Source organism: Exiguobacterium sp. s133 (assembly GCF_018618595.1).
GTDB classification, from domain to species: domain Bacteria; phylum Bacillota; class Bacilli; order Exiguobacteriales; family Exiguobacteriaceae; genus Exiguobacterium_A; species Exiguobacterium_A oxidotolerans.
In genome coordinates, this window is sequence record NZ_JACSMK010000001.1 from 257,344 (window position 1) to 275,051 (window position 17,708).

Below are 17,708 nucleotides of genomic sequence, written 5' to 3' on the forward strand. Positions count from 1 at the left end.
CTCACTTTCTTCATCCGGAAATTTCAATTAAACAAGCAAGTAGGCAATGAACGCTACGATACAACTAATCGAAGCAAACGTACCGACAATCCGCCATTCACTCCAACCGACCATCTCGAAATGATGATGAATTGGGCTCATCTTAAAGATACGTTTTCCCGTCGTTTTAAATGAAATCACCTGTAAAATCACAGATAATGTCTCAACAACGAACACGATTCCAATTAAGACAAGTAGCAATTCAAGTTTTAAGAGGATGGATAACCCGGCGAGTGCTGCTCCGAGTGCGAGCGAACCTGTATCCCCCATGAAGATTTTCGCAGGGTGGGCATTGAACAATAAGAATCCAATCAATGCACCGACTGCTGACATCGCGAATAACGCGACCCCTACTTCATCTGCAACGAACCACGCATACAAACTAAAGAACAGGAATGTCGGGATTGCTGTAAAGGATACGAGACCATCTAATCCGTCCGTCAAATTGACGGCATTCGAGAATCCGACTAACCAGAACAACGCGACAAGTGGATAAAGCAAGCCGAAATCAAACGTCATTGACGTAAACGGGATCGCTAAGTAAGTCGCTTCGCTCGTAAACCCACCACTCAACCATACAAATAATAATCCAACAACGATTTGTCCAATTAATTTTTGTTTCGAGTTCAATCCAAGGTTACGTTTTTTGACGACTTTGATGTAATCATCGATGAATCCGATCGCACCATAAGCAAGCGTCAAGAACAAGAGTGACAAGTGATTCGCTTCTAAGTCTCCCGTAATCATCGCCGCAATCAAACTTCCAATCATTGCGAGTAAAATGACGATTCCACCCATCGTTGGCGTTCCGGACTTGACCTGGTGCCACTGCGGTCCTTCTTCTCGAATTTCTTGTCCAAATTTCAACTGGTGTAAAAAAGGAATCGCTCTTGGCATGACAAGAAGAACCACGAGTAAAGCGACAATTAAACTGATGAATAATGTAATCATTGCAAACACCTACTTTTAAGAATTAAATTTTGTTTAAATCCGTTAAAATCTGCTCAAGCGCTACTCCACGAGAAGCTTTAAGCAACACAATCGTTTGTTCACCCAACAACGGACGAAGCAACGTAGCCGCCTGATCGACCGTCTCTGCGAATTCGACCACTACCGACGGATCAGTAATGCCTTCCGCGATATACCGTCCCTTCTCTCCTACAAGAATAGCATGTGAGACTGGAAGTGTAATCCGCTTACCGACCGATGCGTGCAATTCACGCTCTTGGTCCCCAAGCTCGTACATGTCTCCTAAGACAACAACGCGGGTCGGATAACCGTCAAGCTCTGCAACCGTCTCGATTGCCGCATTCATCGATGTCGGGCTTGCATTATAAGCATCATTGATAATGGCTGTCTTGTGATAGACAAGACGTTCCATCCGCATCGGTGTCAATTTCACTTCATCCAGCCCTGCCTGAATCACCTCGTCCGCAACCCCGAGTGCACGTGCTGTCGCAATCGCATAAGCCGCGTTGCGCACTTGATGTTTTCCAAGAACCGGAATACGGAATGTTGCTCCGGCAAATTGAAACGTCGTTCCGAGGAAGGTCGCCTCTGCTTGCTCGATGACAAATGTGTTTGCGTGGTGGTAACCAATCCGCTCACCTGTAACACCAGCAAGTAACGCTTCGTCTCCGTCAAGGAATAGATGACCATCCGGCTTTAGACCTGCTGTGATTTCTAATTTGGCTTTTGCAATTCCTGCACGCCCCCCGACATGTTCCGCATGAGACTCACCGATATTCGTTACAAGTGCGATATCCGGTTCTGCTAATTGTGATAAGAACTCGATGTCACCGAAGCCGCTCATTCCCATCTCGAGCACCGCTACCTCCGTGTCACGAGGCATCATCAAAATCGTCAACGGCATGCCGATGTCTGAATTAAAATTACCTGATGTCTTATGCGTCCGATACGTCGTTTTCAATACACTTTCGACCATATCTTTTGTCGATGTCTTACCATTGGACCCCGTAATCGCCACTACCTTTGGTGAGACGAGTTTCAAGTAACGTGTTGCAATATGTTGCAACGCGGCTAACGGGTCTTCGACTTCGAGTACGACGATGTCTGCGTCCGGAAGCGGGATTCCTTTTTTCCATAACGTCGCGATGGCTCCTTGGTCGATTGCTCCATCGATGAACGAATGTCCGTCGACGCGCGCGCCTTGTATCGGAACGTACAATCCTTCTGTCAGTTCACTTCTCGAATCCGTCGCAAAGTGGCGAAGCGATCTTTTGTCTGTCACATCTAATCCGAGCCAACTTGCGATTTCTGTTATCGTCACCATTTCATTTCCTCCACTCATTTACAGAAAAAGAGGACGAATTCAAAAGTCAACGAATGACTCCTGTTCGTCCTCGTTCTCCTGCAGAAAATTAGGGACCGCTTTTACCTTAATCGTTTGGTTCAGCGAGTTCAACCGTCAACTTTCCATTTTCTTTCACTAGTGTACCAGTTCGGGCTGATTGTTTGGTTACAAAACCTTTACCAATCACATCTAACTTCAAATCATACAAACTGACGAGCTTTTTGACATCTCGTTGCGACCAGCCAGTCAAATCAGGCATCTTGAACGTATCATCCGTTTTAAGAAGGACACGTTCACCACTGACGAATTCCTGACCACGCGACGGGATTTGCGAGACGACTTGTGCCCCGTCACCTAAAATAATCGGAACGGCACCTTGTTCCTTCGCTAAAGCCTTCGCTTCGGCAGCGGTTTTTGTAATATAGCTCGGTGTTATTTTTGCTTTGACATCGACTGACTCTTTTTGTGTTTCGGGCTGGATGCTCCGATACTGGAGTGCTGTATTCATGACGCTTTTGAAAACTGGACTCATGATACTTGGACCCGAGACCGATGATTCATTTTTCGATGGACGATCGACTGCAATGTACATGATGAGTTCAGGATCATCCTTCGGGGCCATTCCGATGAAGGAATGGATGAACTTTCCTTGGATATACTTCCCGTTCTCTGAAATTTGCGCTGTCCCTGTTTTACCGATGACGCGGTAATCATCCAACTTATACATTTGTCCCGTTCCAAGCTTACTGTTGACGACGCCATCGAGTGCTTCCCGCGTCGCCTTCGCCGCTTCAGCCGAAATCGGTTTGCCGACCACTTCCGTTTTTGCTTTGTAAGGAGCCTGATCGACGTGATCTGCCTTTTGGATGATGTGTGGTTTGACCATTTCACCATTTCCAGCGATTGCCGTCGCTCCCTGCAACAATTGCATCGGAGTCACGGCGGTCGATTGTCCCCACGACGTGATGACCGTATTTAACGGTTTTGATAAATCGGACTGACTGTTTACTTCTCCCGAGATGTCTATACCCGTCTTTTGATCAAAATGAAACTTCTTAAAGTATTCTTTATACCGCTCGATGCCTAGCTTTTCAGCTGTCAAAATCGAGAACATGACATTCGACGAGTGATAGACTCCTTCAATCATTGGAATCGTCCCCCAACCAACATCATTGTAATCCTTGATGACTGTGCCTTTATAGTTGTAGTTACCTGACTTATACGGTTCATTCGGCCGAAAGACACCGGCATCAATCGCAGCCGCCAGCGTAAAGATCTTCATCGTCGAACCCGGTTCGAACCGGGAGGAAACGGCAAAGTTCGTGAAATCTGTCATATCCCGCAAGTTCGGATTGAATGATGGTCGATCCGTCATCGCGAGTATTTCACCCGTTTTTGCATCCATGACGACACCTGTCGCATTTTTAGGTTTGTATTCGTCATACATTTTCTGCATTTGTTTTTCGAGCGCTTGTTGAATCCGGTGATCAATCGTCAAGTATAAGTTCGAGCCATCTTTCGGCTCATTTGAAATACGCGATCCACCTTGAATCAATTCACCGCCACTTCGATCTTTTTCAAAGACACGGGACCCAATTGACTCCCGTAACGCATCATCATATTGTTTTTCGATCCCCATCTGTCCTTTTAAGACGACGCGTCCGTTATCCTCCGTCATCTTTTGAACGAATCCGAGCGTATCGGATAGAAAAACACCGTTTGGATAATATCGTTTTGGTTCTTCAATCAGTCGGATTCCGGGAAGGTCGAGCTTATCAATTTTTTCTTTTTGATCAAGCGTCAAATCACTCCCTTTTTTTCCGAACTCGATTTGCGAGCGGTCTTTATTTTCAATCAAATACGTCTCAAGCTCTTTGACCGTCATACCAAGAATCGGCGCGAGCCCTGTCGCCGTCTTCTTATAGTCAACGACTGTCGCATCCGGATCTTGAACGCCGCCTAACCGGTAGACTGCGACAAGGTGGTAAGAGGGTACATTGATCGCAATCGGTGAACCAAGACGGTCAAAAATTTCCCCTCGCTCTGCCGAGAGCGTCGACTCGGCTTCCCAGCGTTTCTTTTCCGCGTAGGCAATCATATCTTCTCCGTGAAACTTTTTAGTTGTCGACAAATAAAGAAACCGGCCAATAAACACAAAAAAGAGAGCAGCAAATATCATCATGATGATGGCTACTCTCACACGGGACTTTTTAAGTGGATTCATTTAGGAATCACCTTGATGTTCCCTTTTCGCATATCAAGACCTTGTTCTTTCGCAATCTTGTAGATCCGTTCTGGAGAGCTTAAATTCGTAACTTCAAGTTGAAGACGTTCATTTTCCTTCTTCATCTCTTGCGTCACTTGATTTTCCTTCGCAAGATCTCGACTGACGTTATAAGCATCATTGTGTGCCCCAATCGTCGCGCTACCGAATAAGACGAGACCACCAATCATTGCACTGTATAAGAATTTTTCAAAGGGATACAGGCGATACTTCGGACGGACGGCGACGCGACGATTAATGTCTTCCGTTTTCGTCGGTTCTTGAACTGGGCGCTGACGAACAGGTTCTAGCGATTGGACTGGTTTACGAAGTGGTTCTGCCATCTGAATGCTCCTCTCAACTTTCCTTCATTTTTTCAACAATCCGTAACTTAGCAGAACGTGAACGACGGTTATCATCAAGCTCATCATTTCCTGCTGTAATCGGCTTACGTGTGACGAGGCGAAGTTCTGGTTCAAACTCTTTTGGAATCATCGGCAATCCTTGTGGAAGCTCAGGTAACGATGATTTTTCTTTAAATGCTAGTTTACACATGCGGTCTTCAAGTGAATGGAACGTGATGACACAAAGACGACCACCAACAGCCAGCAAATCAATCGCCTGATACACCGCTCGATCGAAGACATTCAATTCATCATTGACAGCAATCCGAATCGCTTGGAACGTCCGCTTTGCCGGATGCCCACCCTTTCGACGGGCAGGCGCTGGAATCGCGTCCTTGATGAGTTCGACCAGTTCGAACGTCGTCGTGATTGGACCTTCTTCACGTGCCTTTTCAATTTTCCGTGCAATCTGCTTCGAAAATTTTTCTTCTCCGTATGTAAAGAAAATCCGAACGAGATCATTATATGGCCAGTCGTTGACGACTTCATATGCCGATAACGATGACGTTTGATCCATTCGCATATCGAGACGCGCATCAAAGTTATAACTAAAACCACGTTCCCCTTCATCCAGCTGGGGGGAGGATACACCGAGATCAAACAAAATACCATCTACTTTAGTTACACCTAACTCATTTAGCTTTTCTTGCAAGTGAACGAAGTTACTCTTAATCAGCGTAAAGCGACCGGCATACGCTGCGAGACGTTCTTCCGCATGGGCAAGCGCGACGTCATCTTGATCAAATGCATAGAGATGACCTGTCGTCAATTGCTTCACGATTTCTTCACTGTGTCCTGCTCCACCTAATGTACAATCTACATATACTCCATCAGGTTTAATATCTAGCCCTTTAATGGACTCCCATTTTAATACCGTTTCATGTTCAAACATGCCCTGCCTCACCTTTCAGTGTCCAAGATGGACGTTACTCTTTTTCAATGTATCACATTCCTTATTTAAAACGTTACGAAAATGAGACAGTTTTCTTGATTTATTTCACTTTTAGGTATCTTTCGCTAAAAAAACAAAAAAACCTGCTCATTTCAGCAGGTTTAAAGCAAAATTTCCAATTGTTCAGCATCTGTCTGCTCATATTGTACACGCAGGTTTTGAATTAAATCTAAACCGTAGCGATTGAGCCATGGCAAGATGGAGTGCATGCGCTCTTGAGGCGCTCCATTCGGAAGAAGTTGATACTGGAGTGAGCGTTTTGTTCGCATGAGGCGATCGTAATTCCGCCGCTCTTGCGTAACGAGCGTATCGATTGCGAGTTGAATTTGTTTATTCAGCTTTTTCGTCGCTGATAAATTTTTAGAAGTTGCCCGCTCGACCTGTTCAATTTCTTGAATGAGTGCAGTACCTAAAATATGCGACGAATGCAGCTGACTATTTATCTTCGTCGCATCGAACGGTTCAATCGCTACACCATGCGATAATACTTGTTCTAGCGACAAGTCATACCGGCGAAGCAGCTTTTCGTCCCGCGCCCGTAACATGACGGCGCCCATTCGTGGAATGAGCAGCGGCATCGTCCAATCAAAGTGATGGAACAATGGCCGAAGACGTGTCCAGTAGGCAATCTCACCAGGTCCTCCGATATAGGCGAGGGTCGGGAACAGATAATCCTGCATCAACGGTCGTGTGACGACACTATTCGAAAAACGCTCAGGACTTGCATACAGCAACGCCAGTAACTCAAGTTCCGTGTAAGTCTTCCCCTGCTTCGTTACAAAGTCTTCTCCCGGGTACAATAAATCCCGTCCGATGTCCTCGACGAACAGATGCGCTGCTTCTTCATTCAAGAAGGTATCCGGTAAGTCCGTCGTTTGCTGAATCCCGATCGACAACGCTTGACGAATTTCTTTGTTGTCTTGAATCAACTGCTCAAAGAATGGAATTTCGAGTTCGCGTACTGCTTTTGCATCGGCATCAAAAAAGATGACATCATGCTTCACTAATTCTCCGAGTAGCGCTGAGAAAAAACCGCCATATGTCGTTTCTTGATCAATCAACCGCTCCACCAGCAAAACAAGTTCCTTTGTATTTTGTGTTTCTTGGTCGACGCTCAAGGCTTGGCGTAAGACTTGTTTGACCGCTTTTTGATCGAGCGTCATCCGACTAACGGAACGCTGAATCGTATCTTGCGGTGAAACCGTCAATTTTCGCGGTTGATATTCTGCCGTCGGTGCATAGATATGATTGATTTCATCAAAATCATGATCTTCGGTCGCGAGCCAAAAAATCGGAACAACCGGTAACCCCAATTGATTTTCCGCTTGCTTCGCGACCTTTAGACAGGTTAACAGTTTGTAAATTGCATATAAAGGCCCCCCGAAGATACCGGTTTGCTGCCCAGTAATGACGACTTGTGCCTCACCCGTCCGTAAACGTTCGAGACGCTGTCGAATCGTTCCAGTCATCTGCGGATTTTGACGAATCAACTCATCGACGAGTGGGCTGAGATGAGGATACTGACGTTCTCGAAGACGTTGGCTCCGCGCTTGCATCCCTTCTTCTCCGATGTGGTCTACATATTTAGAAAAGTCTTCACCCGTCGCTCTATGCATCAACGAGTTGTCTTCATATAAGGCGTGAAATGATTGTACCTTCAAACAAAATCCCTTCTTTCTAACTTGATCAACCAATCATTAGTTGACGAATTCCAATTCCAAACAGTATGAGATGTACAGGAAGGGCAATCAAGACGATGATTCGCCAACTATGTCGAATCATTTGGACATAATCGATGTCGACTTGTCGAATCCGTTGCCATAACGCATTTAATGCAAACACTGACAATACCGCAATCAACAACCAACCCACGTAGTTATGCCCCGTCAATGCGATTAACGAAACATGAATCGCATACAATACGATGAACGTCCCGAGATCAAGCGCGACCCGGACGGCCTTGGCATGCGTCCGAAACAACAACAGGAATAATAAGTAAAGGACAATTAAACTGAACAGTGGAAAGATGATAAAAACCGTCACAACGAATCCCCCTCTTGTTCTCGATGCTTAATTTCCTGAAAGTAATAAGCTAACAACGGTGTCGGTTGCGTCGCCTGCTTTAGCACATACCCAACGATTGGATCGATTTCCGTCATTCGTCCTTGCTCCACATCCCGTAACATCGACGAGCGATTGAGACGCGTACGCTTTAAAATCTGTTCGATTTCATCATACGTAATCGGGTGGTTCGGGAAGACACTACGCACTTCGGCAAAGACGGCACGTGCTTTCGATGCATACGGTTCATCGAGTAATCGCCCATTTTCAACCCCATAATAAGCTGTCAATGGATTGATGACAGCATTCATGAATAATTTCGTCACCATGACTGCTTCAATATTCGTTACGTGCTCAAACTGCAACGCATCTCGCTTCAGCATCGACAGGACATGATTCCCATATCGAATGCGCCCTTTTCCCGTATGACGGATTTCGTAAGGACCCGTCTTCATCGCGCCATGCTCAACGACCCCGAAAATTGCTTGCGGCAGAGCACGTGCTGCATCAAGATGTCCCATTCCATTTTGTAAAAAAACGACTGGATTTTTCTCGTGTTCTAGATAAGGAATCACACTTTTTATATCATACGACTTTGTCGTAACGAACACCAAGTCTTGTGACTCGAAATGCGCAATCGGTCGAACCTTTACGGTCGGACTCCATTGATTGTCTCGTAGGATTCGCTTTGTCCCGTCATCTAACTGTCTCGTATATAACGTAATTTGATGGTGCTCTGCTAAGTAGGAAGCAAGTAATAACCCAACAGCACCGGCTCCGATGATTCCTATTCTGCTCATCGTCGAATCACTCCTTTATATATCAAAAAAAACGACCTGTAAAACCGATTTTCTCGATTTTACAGGTCGTCTTTATACCGATCATTCAGCTTACTTGCTGACGATTTCTTTACCTTTGTACGAGCCACATGCTTTACAAACACGGTGTGAAAGTTTCATTTCACCACAGTTTGGGCACTCGACCATACCTGGTACACGGAGTTTGAAATGAGTACGGCGAAGACGTTTGCGTGTTTTCGACGTTCTGCGGAATGGTACTGCCATCGTTGTCCACCTCCTTGAAAAAATACACTCGTCTTTATCAAAAAATTAGGAATCCTGATCTTTTTTAAAGAACTGAGCGAGACCCGCAAGTCGCGGATCAATTTTTGGTTCAGCTTCTTCTGGAGATTCTTCTGAAAGAACCGTCCAACCTTCCCCTTGAACCAACTGATTTTCTTCATCATCCCCATGCACTTGCACTGGCACATGAAGTAAAATCAATTCTTGCACGAGTGGTCGAAGATCGACCGTATTCCCGTTCGGTAAATTGATATCGTCCGAATCAACCGGAGCAGCATCAACTTCGAGCAGGAACGACTCGATGGATTCAATCTCGAACGGGTACGCGACGTCATTTAGCGTCCGGGCATCCGGAAGCGTCATTTCGCCAGTAATCCGGAGATTGAATATTAATTGATTCGATGTAAACGATGCATTTGCACGAATGTGCACAGGTTGCACCGCCCGGATATCCGGATGGAGGGCGATGAGCTCAGGAAGCTCGATCGTCTCGTTAACCTGAAGTTGACCCAGATTGCGCAATTTATTCAATTGCATCAGGGACCATTTCATCCGAATCACCTCAATTGCAACAATATGAATTATAGAGAGGACATCTTGTTTTGTCAATGTTTTTTCTTTACACTGAAATCGCTAGAGAACGAACACTTTCGGACGTCTTCATCCATATTACCGCACTTAATTCCGTTTGCAAAGGAGAAAGTTTCATGAAGATGACAGCAATTATTTCAGAGTACAATCCGTTTCATAACGGACACCTCTATCAAGCCAAAATCGCACGCGAGGAAACCGATGCCGATTTGATCGTCGCCATCATGAGCGGAACGTTCATGCAGCGCGGGGAACCTGCTTTTAGTGACAAGTGGACACGTGCACGAGCGGCCGTCGCAAGCGGCGAAATCGACCTTGTCTTAGAACTTCCGTTTTATTTTTCCGTCCAACGCGCCGACCGTTTTGCGCAAGGAGGCGTCACGATCGCCGAAATGATCGGCGCTACGTCTTTGTCATTCGGGAGTGAATGTGGAGACATCACCCCTTTCCTTTTAGCAGCATCTGAAAAAAATGAAGAGACTCCTGCGTACCAGCGACTCGTCAAAGAAGGCTTATCAAACGGATTATCTTCCGCGATGGCAGCGAGCCAGGCATTCCGCGCATTGACGACGACGCTCGACTTGACGACGCCGAATAACACACTCGGTTATTATTATGCCCGTGCTGCATCAAACATCTCCTTACATACGACAAAGCGTATCGGAAGTGGCTACCACGACCTGTCAGTCGGCGATATCATGAGCGCGACAGCAATCCGTGCCCACTACGATGAAACGCACCAATTGACAGGACTTCCAAAAGAAAGCGCTAGCGTACTCCAAGGGGCGACTTTTGCTTCGTTTGATCTCTACTATCCCTTTATCCGGAACCGGCTTCTATCGACGCCTCTAGGCGTTCTCATGCAATTTAACGGCATTGATACGTCACTGGCACCTCGTCTCGTCGAAGGCGCCCGCTACAGCTCTACTTTCGACGACTTCATGACTTTCGTCAAAACACGCCGCTATACGCGGACAAGTTTACAGCGCACACTCATTTATTTACTGACCTCGACGATGACGGAGGAAATCGATTCGGTTGCATTTGACCAAATCGATTACGTGCGACCACTTGCCTTTAATGACAAAGGACGACAAGCACTTCGGCAAATCAAGCAACACATTCGAGTCATCAGCACATTCGAGGCGCACCCTTGGCTCATAAAAGAGAGCCAAGTTACGGCAGCGTATGCCGTTCCCTTGGCTCGGTATGACCAACTAGAGGAACATCGTCGGTTTGCTCATTTTTCTGGTAACTCTTCTAAATAATCGAGTGCATCCTCAACTGTTTTGATCGGGACGAGTTTCATTTTCGTCCCGAGTTTTTTGATGGATGGTTTTGCTTCTTCATAATTCGAACCGGCTGGGACGAACATGATTTCCGCTTCCGCTTCGTCTGCTGCGACGACTTTTTGCCAAGCTCCACCAATTGGTCCTACTTTCCCACCCTCTTCAATTGTTCCAGTACCAGCAATCGTATGTCCCTTCGCTAAATCACCATCTGTCAATTGATCATAAATCTCAAGCGTGAACATCATCCCGGCCGATGGTCCACCAACATTTTCTAAGTTAAACTCGACTTTCGGATCCGTCTGCACGTCTGACATCGGAAGCGGTTCATAGATACCGAGCCCGACCTGCTCTGAGTTCTTCGCTAGTTTCCCGACCTTGATCGTCGTTGTTTTCGTTTTTTTGTCCCGTTCGAATGTCACTTTCACATCTGTCCCTGCTTTTTTCGAACTAATTGTCTGCATAAAGCTGCTCATTGATTTTAACGGTGCTCCATCAACGGCAACAATCTGGTCCCCGGCACGTAACTTCCCGTCAGCAGGACCGCCAGAAATAATGCCAGAGACATAAACGCCTTCAAAGTCGACCTCGACTTCTTTATCAGCCAGTTCATATCCTTCAATCATTGCATTATGTTGCGCTTCTTCCATGTAAAGTTGTTGTCTGTTCTCGTATTGTGCGTCAGATTCACCGTCATATAAATAGTCACTTACATCCGATGTTTCAGAAAAAGGTAAAAATAAACTCTCGACTAGAAAATACGGTGTCGCCCGCCGTTGCGCAACGGTCAACATCATTAGATCGCCCGGTTCTTTTTCCGCACCCGATACGTCAATGATTTGTTCTGTCGATGTTGCGTCTCCAGGATACGAGATGAAATAGGGCAATGGAACAAAGAAGACGATCATCGCCGCGACGATGGCAGCGAGCGCAGGTTTCCATGCTTTCATTTCAATTCTCCTTTCGCATACTTTTGACGTAACGCTTCTTCGACGGGCGGTGGTACAAGCCCGGCAACGGAAGCACCATACTTTGCAGCTTCTTTGACGATTGAGGAACTGAGGAACGAATATTGGTTACTCGTCATCATGAACAAGGTTTCAATCTGGTCATTCATCTTCTTATTGATTGAGGCCACCTGCATCTCATATTCAAAGTCGGATACAGCACGTAGCCCGCGTACGATTGCCGTCGCCCCTACTTCTGCTGCATAGTCGACAAGCAGACCGTTAAAAGAATCCACTTTGATATGCGGTAAGTGCTCCGTCACCTCAGAAATCAATTCCATACGTTCTTTAACCGAAAATAAAGGTTGCTTCGACGAGTTATTTAATACCGCGACGATGATTTCGTCGAAGATGGGTGCAGCACGCTCGATAATATCAAGATGACCGTTCGTGATCGGGTCAAAGCTCCCCGGACAGATGGCGATACGTTTCATACTTCTTCCTCCAGTTCGATAATTTCATATAATGTGATTGAGATGACCGTTGAGTACCGCATCCTTTTCACAACTTCAAGGCGACCAATCCGATCAGGTAATTCAATCTCTGACCCATGCTCACAGACGATGACGCCATTGTCCGTCAACATGTCGTGTTGCTCTATGTACGTGACGTGTTCGACGAGTCGTTCCTTGGCATAGGGTGGATCGAGAAAGATTAGTTTAAATGGCGTTTCTGATGCGAGTTCCGTCAAAGCAACGGAGACATCTTTTTTTAGGACACGACTTCTCTCAGCCAATCGAGTCGTCATCAAGTTTTCTTTAATTGTCTGAACCGCTTTAAAGTGCTGATCGACGAATACCGCTTCTTCACATCCACGTGACAATGCCTCGATTCCAAGGCCACCGCTCCCCGCGAAGAGATCAAGTGCACGTCCCCCGTTAAAATAAGGTCCGATGACATTAAATAATGATTCTTTGACCTTATCGGTCGTCGGTCGTGTATTATCCCCCGGTACCGCTTTAATTTTAGTACCTTTTCGTTCTCCAGAAATGACTCGCATGACTTTTCCTTCCCTTCAAAAAAGAGCGACGAGGATGTCCTCATCGCTCCAACGTTTATACTTCTTCTTGCAGTTTACCTTTTTTATTTGCGTATGTTTCGGTAATGAATGGTCGCTCCGAACGAAGAACGGAATCGACGAAAGGCAATGCAGCAATCGTTTCGACCGAACGTTCATACTGTTCCAAATCAACATATAAAAAAACATATTTTTCTCGCTTCGATGTAAAATAGACGTTTCCAAATCGGCGCAATTGACGCGATGCTTTCATCGCGTTGACATAGACGATCAGTCCAATTCGATCCTTAATCACAACACCGTTCCTCCCTTGTTCGGCATTAGCCGCTACAGCTACAACTACCTCCGGTCGAACATCCACCTGCACATCCTTGATCGAAGAATGGATTACCCGTCGGAACCTTAATTTGAGGTGACACTTCCCCGGCAAGTTTCAGACTAATTTGTCCGAGTAACGTCTCTAATTGTTTTTCTGCTTTTTTAAACGTCGCGACCTCTTCTTGCAGATCGAGCGCCCGCTTTACTTCATGTACTTTTTTCGTGATCGTTTGGTAATCTGGATGATATCGACCAAAACGTTGAACAAGCTCGTATTCTTCCTTGATTCGATTAAAATCCCGAATGACGTCTTGTGCTTGTGCTGAATTTGAGCGTGCTTGTTTGGCACTTATATATGCTTGACCTGTTTCGCTATGCAAAAGAGCGGATGTCAGTTCTTCCGCAGCGTTGATGAGGTCTATCGTTTTATCAGAATAAATCACAACGAATCTCCTCCTTGACTTCACCATCATATCATAACATTTATCTCGCTCCTAGCACGCTGAATTGTGTATACTTTGTTCAGAAGGAAGGAATGAATTGTATGCAATTTTTATCATTTAATATGTTTCGGACGATCGGGATTAAAACCGATCACGCGAAGTCAGACTACCATTTTGATTCGCTCGATAAAATCGCCAAAGCGGACGTCGTCTTGTTCCCCGAATATTGGCAGATCCACTCCATCATCTACGGAATGAAAAAACCGATTTTCCCGTCCGCCGCGACATTCCATCTCGGGCACGATAAAATCGAGATGACGCGTATTTTTAAAACCGTGATTCCGGACAATATTCCTCGGACCGGTATTTACGGAAAAAATGAATTCACCGTGAAGCGTGTTTTAGATGAATTTTCGTTCCCATTCGTCGCGAAGACTGTCCGCAGTTCGATGGGCCAAGGGGTTCACCTGATTAAGGATGAAATCGACTGGAAGAAGTATACCGATCACCATGAGACGTTTTACGTCCAAGAATATATCCCGAACGAAAAAGACCTTCGTGTCGTCGTCATCGGTGATCAAGTTCTCGCTGCCTACTGGCGTGTCGGCGGTGCGCAATTTTTAAACAATGTCGCCCAGGGTGGGGTCCTTGATTTCGAGAACATCCCACAAGAAGCACTCGATTTTGTTCTCGCACTCGCGAAACGACTCGATATCGATCATGCCGGTTTTGATTTGATTTTCCGCGACGGAAAAATTTATATACTCGAGTTCAACGTCTTCTTTGGTGGAGAAGGCCTGAACCATCTAGGAATTCATGCACCGGATACGATTTTAGAATATGTCGAACGAAAATATAAGAATTCATGAATTCTTCAAATTGACTTCACAACTTTTACTTTATCGAATCATTCATTATGGTATGATAGTTTGGAAAGACTAGTATCTACTAGCAAACTGGGGTATAGGGGGATTCAAACATGAAGTTTGAGAAATACGGCATCGAAGGCAAAGAAATTAAGTTTGGTTTACTTGAGACAATCATGGACCACCACCGTTTCGTCCGTGAAGGACAATGGGATTACGAACGTGCGATGTATGACATGAAGTACGAAAAACAATCAACAGGAGAGGTCTTCTATCTCCGGATTCCAGTTTATGCAATTCAAGGTGAAATTGAAGATCGCCACGCGATCGTTCGCATGATGACACCACTTCTCGGAAAACACTACTATCCACATGGTGTTGAGTATGATGAAGAGTTCCCACCTGAAATCGTTAAAGATTGTGAGCGTCGCTTGACAGGGTTACTCGAAACACTCGAAAAATAAGTTCTATCCGACCGTTCCTGTTAAAAGGAGCGGTTTTTTTCATCTAAAAATTTTCTTCAGGCGATTCTTTGCGCTGCCGAGTCTGTGTCTGATTGCTTTTTCAAGTCGACGTGTCACGAGAGACTTCAAGGCATTCTTCACGGAACAGTCGCTAAAAAGTCTGTTACCAAAAAAATCGTGTGTTGTGTGCTGGTCCCCCTACTCCTTGTCCAGGCCTAAAAGTAAAGGCCCCTTCCGCCAGACGTGGAAGGGGCCTTTATATGTCTCATTTTGTGACCAGTTGGAGGTAGTCGACTACCCCGTCTCCGAGTTGTAAGCGGACTTGTTCTCGCAAACCCATATAGAGGGCAGGTAACTGTTGCACCGTTGCGGTAACCTTCAAGCTAAACGAAATCCCTTCCGTCGGCAAACGTTTAATCCGTGTACAAACGACACCAAATTCGATGACGGCACACAACAATAACTCTTCAATTGCTTGTACTGATACCGTCACTTCACCTTTATTCTGATATTCTTCAACCAAAATGATCACTCCTTCGCAAGTTGTTTGACGGATGTCATGACTTCCTCGAGATCGACCGGCTCGTCAGGTGTCTTCGCCATTGAAGATATCGCACGCACCTTATTGTCGCGATCGAGAATGAACATTTGTGTCCCGTGTGTGACAAGACCACTTTCTGCTTTTGAATAATAGAAGTTCAACTGGCGTGTCAGACGATCAATGACGACCTCATCCCCCGTTAAAACCTTCCAGCCTTCAGGATTCGCCTCGAAATTAGACGCATACTTCTTCAAGACCTTCGGCGTATCAACTTTAGGGTCGACCGTCACGGCGACAAGTTCGACATCGGATCCATATAGATTTTCCGCCCGTAATTTTTTCTCGAGTTTCCGGTAGTCATTTAACGTTAAAGGACAAATGTCTGGACAATTCGAGTAGAAAAACGTCAATACTTTTACTTTACCATCTTCTGAATCAAATGTTTTCCCGTTGACGGCATTCGTTAATTCAAATGGTGTCGGTTCAGCAATCACAGGTAGCTTTTCTTTCATAAAGAAATAATAATACCCCCCTGCAGCGGCGACTAAAATCAAAACGACGGCGGCTACCGTCAAATAACTATTTTTTTTCAAAGCGAACCCCCCCTTAATGATTCCAAATCGCACGAAATACATTTGTTGTTTCGCCCGGCTCATACACAACGTATAACAGGCAATAGACAAGGACTCCCGTGATTGCCGTCAAAAACCAAATGACCGATGCTTTTGGACCAATTTTACGGTGACGGGCAAAGTTTTGTTTATAGGCGTAGAACAAAGCGATTAAGCCTAAGATACCACCCGATGTGGCGAGTAAAATATGAAAGATTAAAAATCCTGTGTAGTACGGTTTAACCGTATCCGGTCCCCCGAAAGCAGTATTCCCGAGTAAGATCGTCCGAAGCGCGTACATGATGAAGAACAGTAACGCGAGCGCTGCCGCAATGTTCATCACGACTTTATGCGCCCCCATATTCCGGCGTGTCTGCGCGATCAAAAACCAACCGATTGCTACAAATATTGCACTGAGAACAATCAAAGAAACACAAATCAACGGCAAATAACTCATTTTCAGACTTCCTCCATTTACTTAATCCGCTTTTGGCGTGAAGGACATGCCTTCATCGACAGCAGTACTTTTTGATCGTCTCACCCACGTGAAGAAGGTCAAACCGAAGAAGATCCCGTAGACGAGTTCTTGTCCAAGTTTCATCAAGACGCCTCCGAACCGTTGATCTTCGAGTAAATCTTTTGTTGTCCCAAATAGGCGTTCCATGTTCAAGCCGCTCACATCATTATTCGGCAGACAGTAAGCCAAGACTTTCGCGAATGTCGCTGGGTCTTGATACGCATCGTATTGGAAGCTCTGACTGAAGATCATGAACGCACAAGCTGGTGTCAACAGCACGCCGTTCGCAACGATATAGACCATCTTTTTCAAATCGGATAGACTATCCTCCTCATTGACAGGTGCGATGATTGGATACCACATCGTCATGCTGAGGAAGATTAATGTCCCGTGGAACAAACGGTGGACCGTATAGTTCGTCAAGACGTAATCAAAGATGAACGGCATATGGTAAAACGTAAACAAGGAATTGAACACGACGAGCGCAATCAATGGCAATGTGAAGAAGCGTAATGCCTTCCCTAAATACGGGACGCCGAACAATCGTTTAAATGCCCAACCCGGAATTGCTAGCATCAACAGTGGCGGCGCCACCATATAGACGAAAACCATCTGGAGCATGTGCGCAGAGAACGTAATATGCGCTAACACATCAAGCGGACTACCAAAGCCAATATAGTAGACGAATAAAGCCGCTAGCATCATGAACTTTTGAGCTAACGTCGTTTCTGCCTCGTCTGGTCGTCTGATTTTTTCAGTAATGAATGCATACAATACGTAAAGACCGATCAAGAGTAACGCGTAATACGGGCTCCACAAGACAGTCCAATCGAATTGCGATAAAGCACCCCTTAAATTGCCTAACATATTTCTCACCCCGTTCCTGTTTCCTACAAACTAAGATTACCGTTCCCCTATTTCATTGTAA

General features: G+C 45.6%; 22 protein-coding genes. 3 read left to right on the forward strand and 19 right to left on the reverse strand.

Annotation, left to right across the window (positions count from 1 at the left end; genetic code table 11):
- Window positions 1–27: 27 nt before the first annotated feature.
- From mraY to KNP96_RS01330, 10 genes are all read right to left on the reverse strand, one after another.
- Window positions 28–990 carry a phospho-N-acetylmuramoyl-pentapeptide-transferase gene (gene mraY, locus KNP96_RS01285; RefSeq protein ID WP_088837433.1) on the reverse strand — a complete coding sequence of 321 codons (963 nt, stop codon included), beginning with the start codon at window positions 988–990 and terminating at the stop codon, window positions 28–30.
- Between the two features lie 22 nt (window positions 991–1,012).
- Window positions 1,013–2,332 (reverse strand): UDP-N-acetylmuramoyl-tripeptide--D-alanyl-D-alanine ligase, encoded by a 1,320-nt coding sequence (locus tag KNP96_RS01290; protein WP_088837434.1) that lies wholly within the window; start codon window positions 2,330–2,332, stop codon window positions 1,013–1,015.
- Between the two features lie 106 nt (window positions 2,333–2,438).
- Window positions 2,439–4,577 (reverse strand): penicillin-binding transpeptidase domain-containing protein, encoded by a 2,139-nt coding sequence (locus KNP96_RS01295; protein ID WP_088837435.1) that lies wholly within the window; start codon window positions 4,575–4,577, stop codon window positions 2,439–2,441.
- Complete coding sequence (ftsL, locus tag KNP96_RS01300) at window positions 4,574–4,960, reverse strand: cell division protein FtsL (protein ID WP_088837436.1); 387 nt, start codon at window positions 4,958–4,960, stop codon at window positions 4,574–4,576. Before ftsL ends, KNP96_RS01295 begins: the two co-directional genes overlap by 4 nt.
- Before the next feature lie 13 nt (window positions 4,961–4,973).
- Complete coding sequence (gene rsmH / locus KNP96_RS01305; protein ID WP_029330916.1) at window positions 4,974–5,912, reverse strand: 16S rRNA (cytosine(1402)-N(4))-methyltransferase RsmH; 939 nt, start codon at window positions 5,910–5,912, stop codon at window positions 4,974–4,976.
- 161 nt (window positions 5,913–6,073) lie between these two features.
- A complete protein-coding gene (gene bshC / locus KNP96_RS01310; RefSeq protein ID WP_214768640.1) occupies window positions 6,074–7,633 on the reverse strand; it encodes a bacillithiol biosynthesis cysteine-adding enzyme BshC in 1,560 nt (519 codons plus the stop codon).
- 25 nt (window positions 7,634–7,658) lie between these two features.
- On the reverse strand, window positions 7,659–8,015 hold the full coding sequence (locus KNP96_RS01315) for a DUF3397 family protein (RefSeq protein WP_088837438.1): 357 nt from the start codon (window positions 8,013–8,015) through the stop codon (window positions 7,659–7,661).
- Window positions 8,012–8,833, reverse strand: a complete 822-nt coding sequence (locus tag KNP96_RS01320) for a ketopantoate reductase family protein (RefSeq protein WP_088837439.1) — start codon at window positions 8,831–8,833, stop codon at window positions 8,012–8,014. The genes KNP96_RS01315 and KNP96_RS01320 overlap by 4 nt, the downstream gene beginning before the upstream one ends.
- Before the next feature lie 90 nt (window positions 8,834–8,923).
- Window positions 8,924–9,097, reverse strand: coding sequence for a 50S ribosomal protein L32 (rpmF, locus tag KNP96_RS01325; protein WP_012370841.1), 174 nt, complete (start codon window positions 9,095–9,097; stop codon window positions 8,924–8,926).
- Window positions 9,098–9,142: 45 nt separating this feature from the next.
- Window positions 9,143–9,667 carry a YceD family protein gene (locus KNP96_RS01330; RefSeq protein ID WP_088837440.1) on the reverse strand — a complete coding sequence of 175 codons (525 nt, stop codon included), beginning with the start codon at window positions 9,665–9,667 and terminating at the stop codon, window positions 9,143–9,145.
- A gap of 155 nt (window positions 9,668–9,822) precedes the next feature.
- Here KNP96_RS01330 and KNP96_RS01335 point away from each other — a divergent pair, with 155 nt between their 5' ends.
- A complete protein-coding gene (locus KNP96_RS01335; protein WP_214765234.1) occupies window positions 9,823–10,974 on the forward strand; it encodes a tRNA(Met) cytidine acetate ligase in 1,152 nt (383 codons plus the stop codon).
- Here the strand turns inward: KNP96_RS01335 and KNP96_RS01340 are convergent.
- The 5 genes from KNP96_RS01340 to KNP96_RS01360 are packed head-to-tail and all read right to left on the reverse strand — an operon-like array spanning window position 10,947 to window position 13,781.
- A complete protein-coding gene (locus KNP96_RS01340) occupies window positions 10,947–11,945 on the reverse strand; it encodes a SepM family pheromone-processing serine protease (protein ID WP_214765236.1) in 999 nt (332 codons plus the stop codon). The two genes, KNP96_RS01335 and KNP96_RS01340, sit on opposite strands and share 28 nt — an antisense overlap.
- Window positions 11,942–12,436, reverse strand: coding sequence for a pantetheine-phosphate adenylyltransferase (gene coaD / locus KNP96_RS01345; RefSeq protein ID WP_088837443.1), 495 nt, complete (start codon window positions 12,434–12,436; stop codon window positions 11,942–11,944). Before coaD ends, KNP96_RS01340 begins: the two co-directional genes overlap by 4 nt.
- A complete protein-coding gene (gene rsmD / locus KNP96_RS01350; protein WP_088837444.1) occupies window positions 12,433–13,002 on the reverse strand; it encodes a 16S rRNA (guanine(966)-N(2))-methyltransferase RsmD in 570 nt (189 codons plus the stop codon). Before rsmD ends, coaD begins: the two co-directional genes overlap by 4 nt.
- Before the next feature lie 55 nt (window positions 13,003–13,057).
- The gene (locus KNP96_RS01355; RefSeq protein ID WP_088837445.1) at window positions 13,058–13,315 is read right to left on the reverse strand and encodes a YlbG family protein; all 258 of its coding nucleotides are present in this window, start codon (window positions 13,313–13,315) and stop codon (window positions 13,058–13,060) included.
- Window positions 13,316–13,340: 25 nt separating this feature from the next.
- Window positions 13,341–13,781 (reverse strand): YlbF/YmcA family competence regulator, encoded by a 441-nt coding sequence (locus KNP96_RS01360; protein ID WP_214768641.1) that lies wholly within the window; start codon window positions 13,779–13,781, stop codon window positions 13,341–13,343.
- A gap of 101 nt (window positions 13,782–13,882) precedes the next feature.
- On the opposite strand from KNP96_RS01360, the gene KNP96_RS01365 reads away from it, so the two are divergent.
- The gene (locus tag KNP96_RS01365; RefSeq protein ID WP_239456734.1) at window positions 13,883–14,650 is read left to right on the forward strand and encodes an ATP-grasp domain-containing protein; all 768 of its coding nucleotides are present in this window, start codon (window positions 13,883–13,885) and stop codon (window positions 14,648–14,650) included.
- 110 nt (window positions 14,651–14,760) lie between these two features.
- Window positions 14,761–15,111, forward strand: a complete 351-nt coding sequence (locus KNP96_RS01370; RefSeq protein ID WP_029330928.1) for a YugN family protein — start codon at window positions 14,761–14,763, stop codon at window positions 15,109–15,111.
- A 265-nt stretch (window positions 15,112–15,376) separates the two neighbouring features.
- On the opposite strand, the gene KNP96_RS01375 is transcribed toward KNP96_RS01370, so the two are convergent.
- From KNP96_RS01375 to ctaG, 4 genes are read right to left on the reverse strand one after another with little or no spacing between them, the layout of a single operon-like run.
- Window positions 15,377–15,634 (reverse strand): hypothetical protein, encoded by a 258-nt coding sequence (locus KNP96_RS01375; protein WP_088837447.1) that lies wholly within the window; start codon window positions 15,632–15,634, stop codon window positions 15,377–15,379.
- A 5-nt stretch (window positions 15,635–15,639) separates the two neighbouring features.
- On the reverse strand, window positions 15,640–16,245 hold the full coding sequence (locus KNP96_RS01380) for an SCO family protein (protein WP_088837448.1): 606 nt from the start codon (window positions 16,243–16,245) through the stop codon (window positions 15,640–15,642).
- Window positions 16,246–16,258: 13 nt separating this feature from the next.
- Complete coding sequence (locus KNP96_RS01385) at window positions 16,259–16,720, reverse strand: DUF420 domain-containing protein (RefSeq protein WP_029330931.1); 462 nt, start codon at window positions 16,718–16,720, stop codon at window positions 16,259–16,261.
- A 21-nt stretch (window positions 16,721–16,741) separates the two neighbouring features.
- Window positions 16,742–17,647, reverse strand: coding sequence for a cytochrome c oxidase assembly factor CtaG (gene ctaG, locus KNP96_RS01390; RefSeq protein ID WP_088837449.1), 906 nt, complete (start codon window positions 17,645–17,647; stop codon window positions 16,742–16,744).
- Window positions 17,648–17,708: the final 61 nt, after the last annotated feature.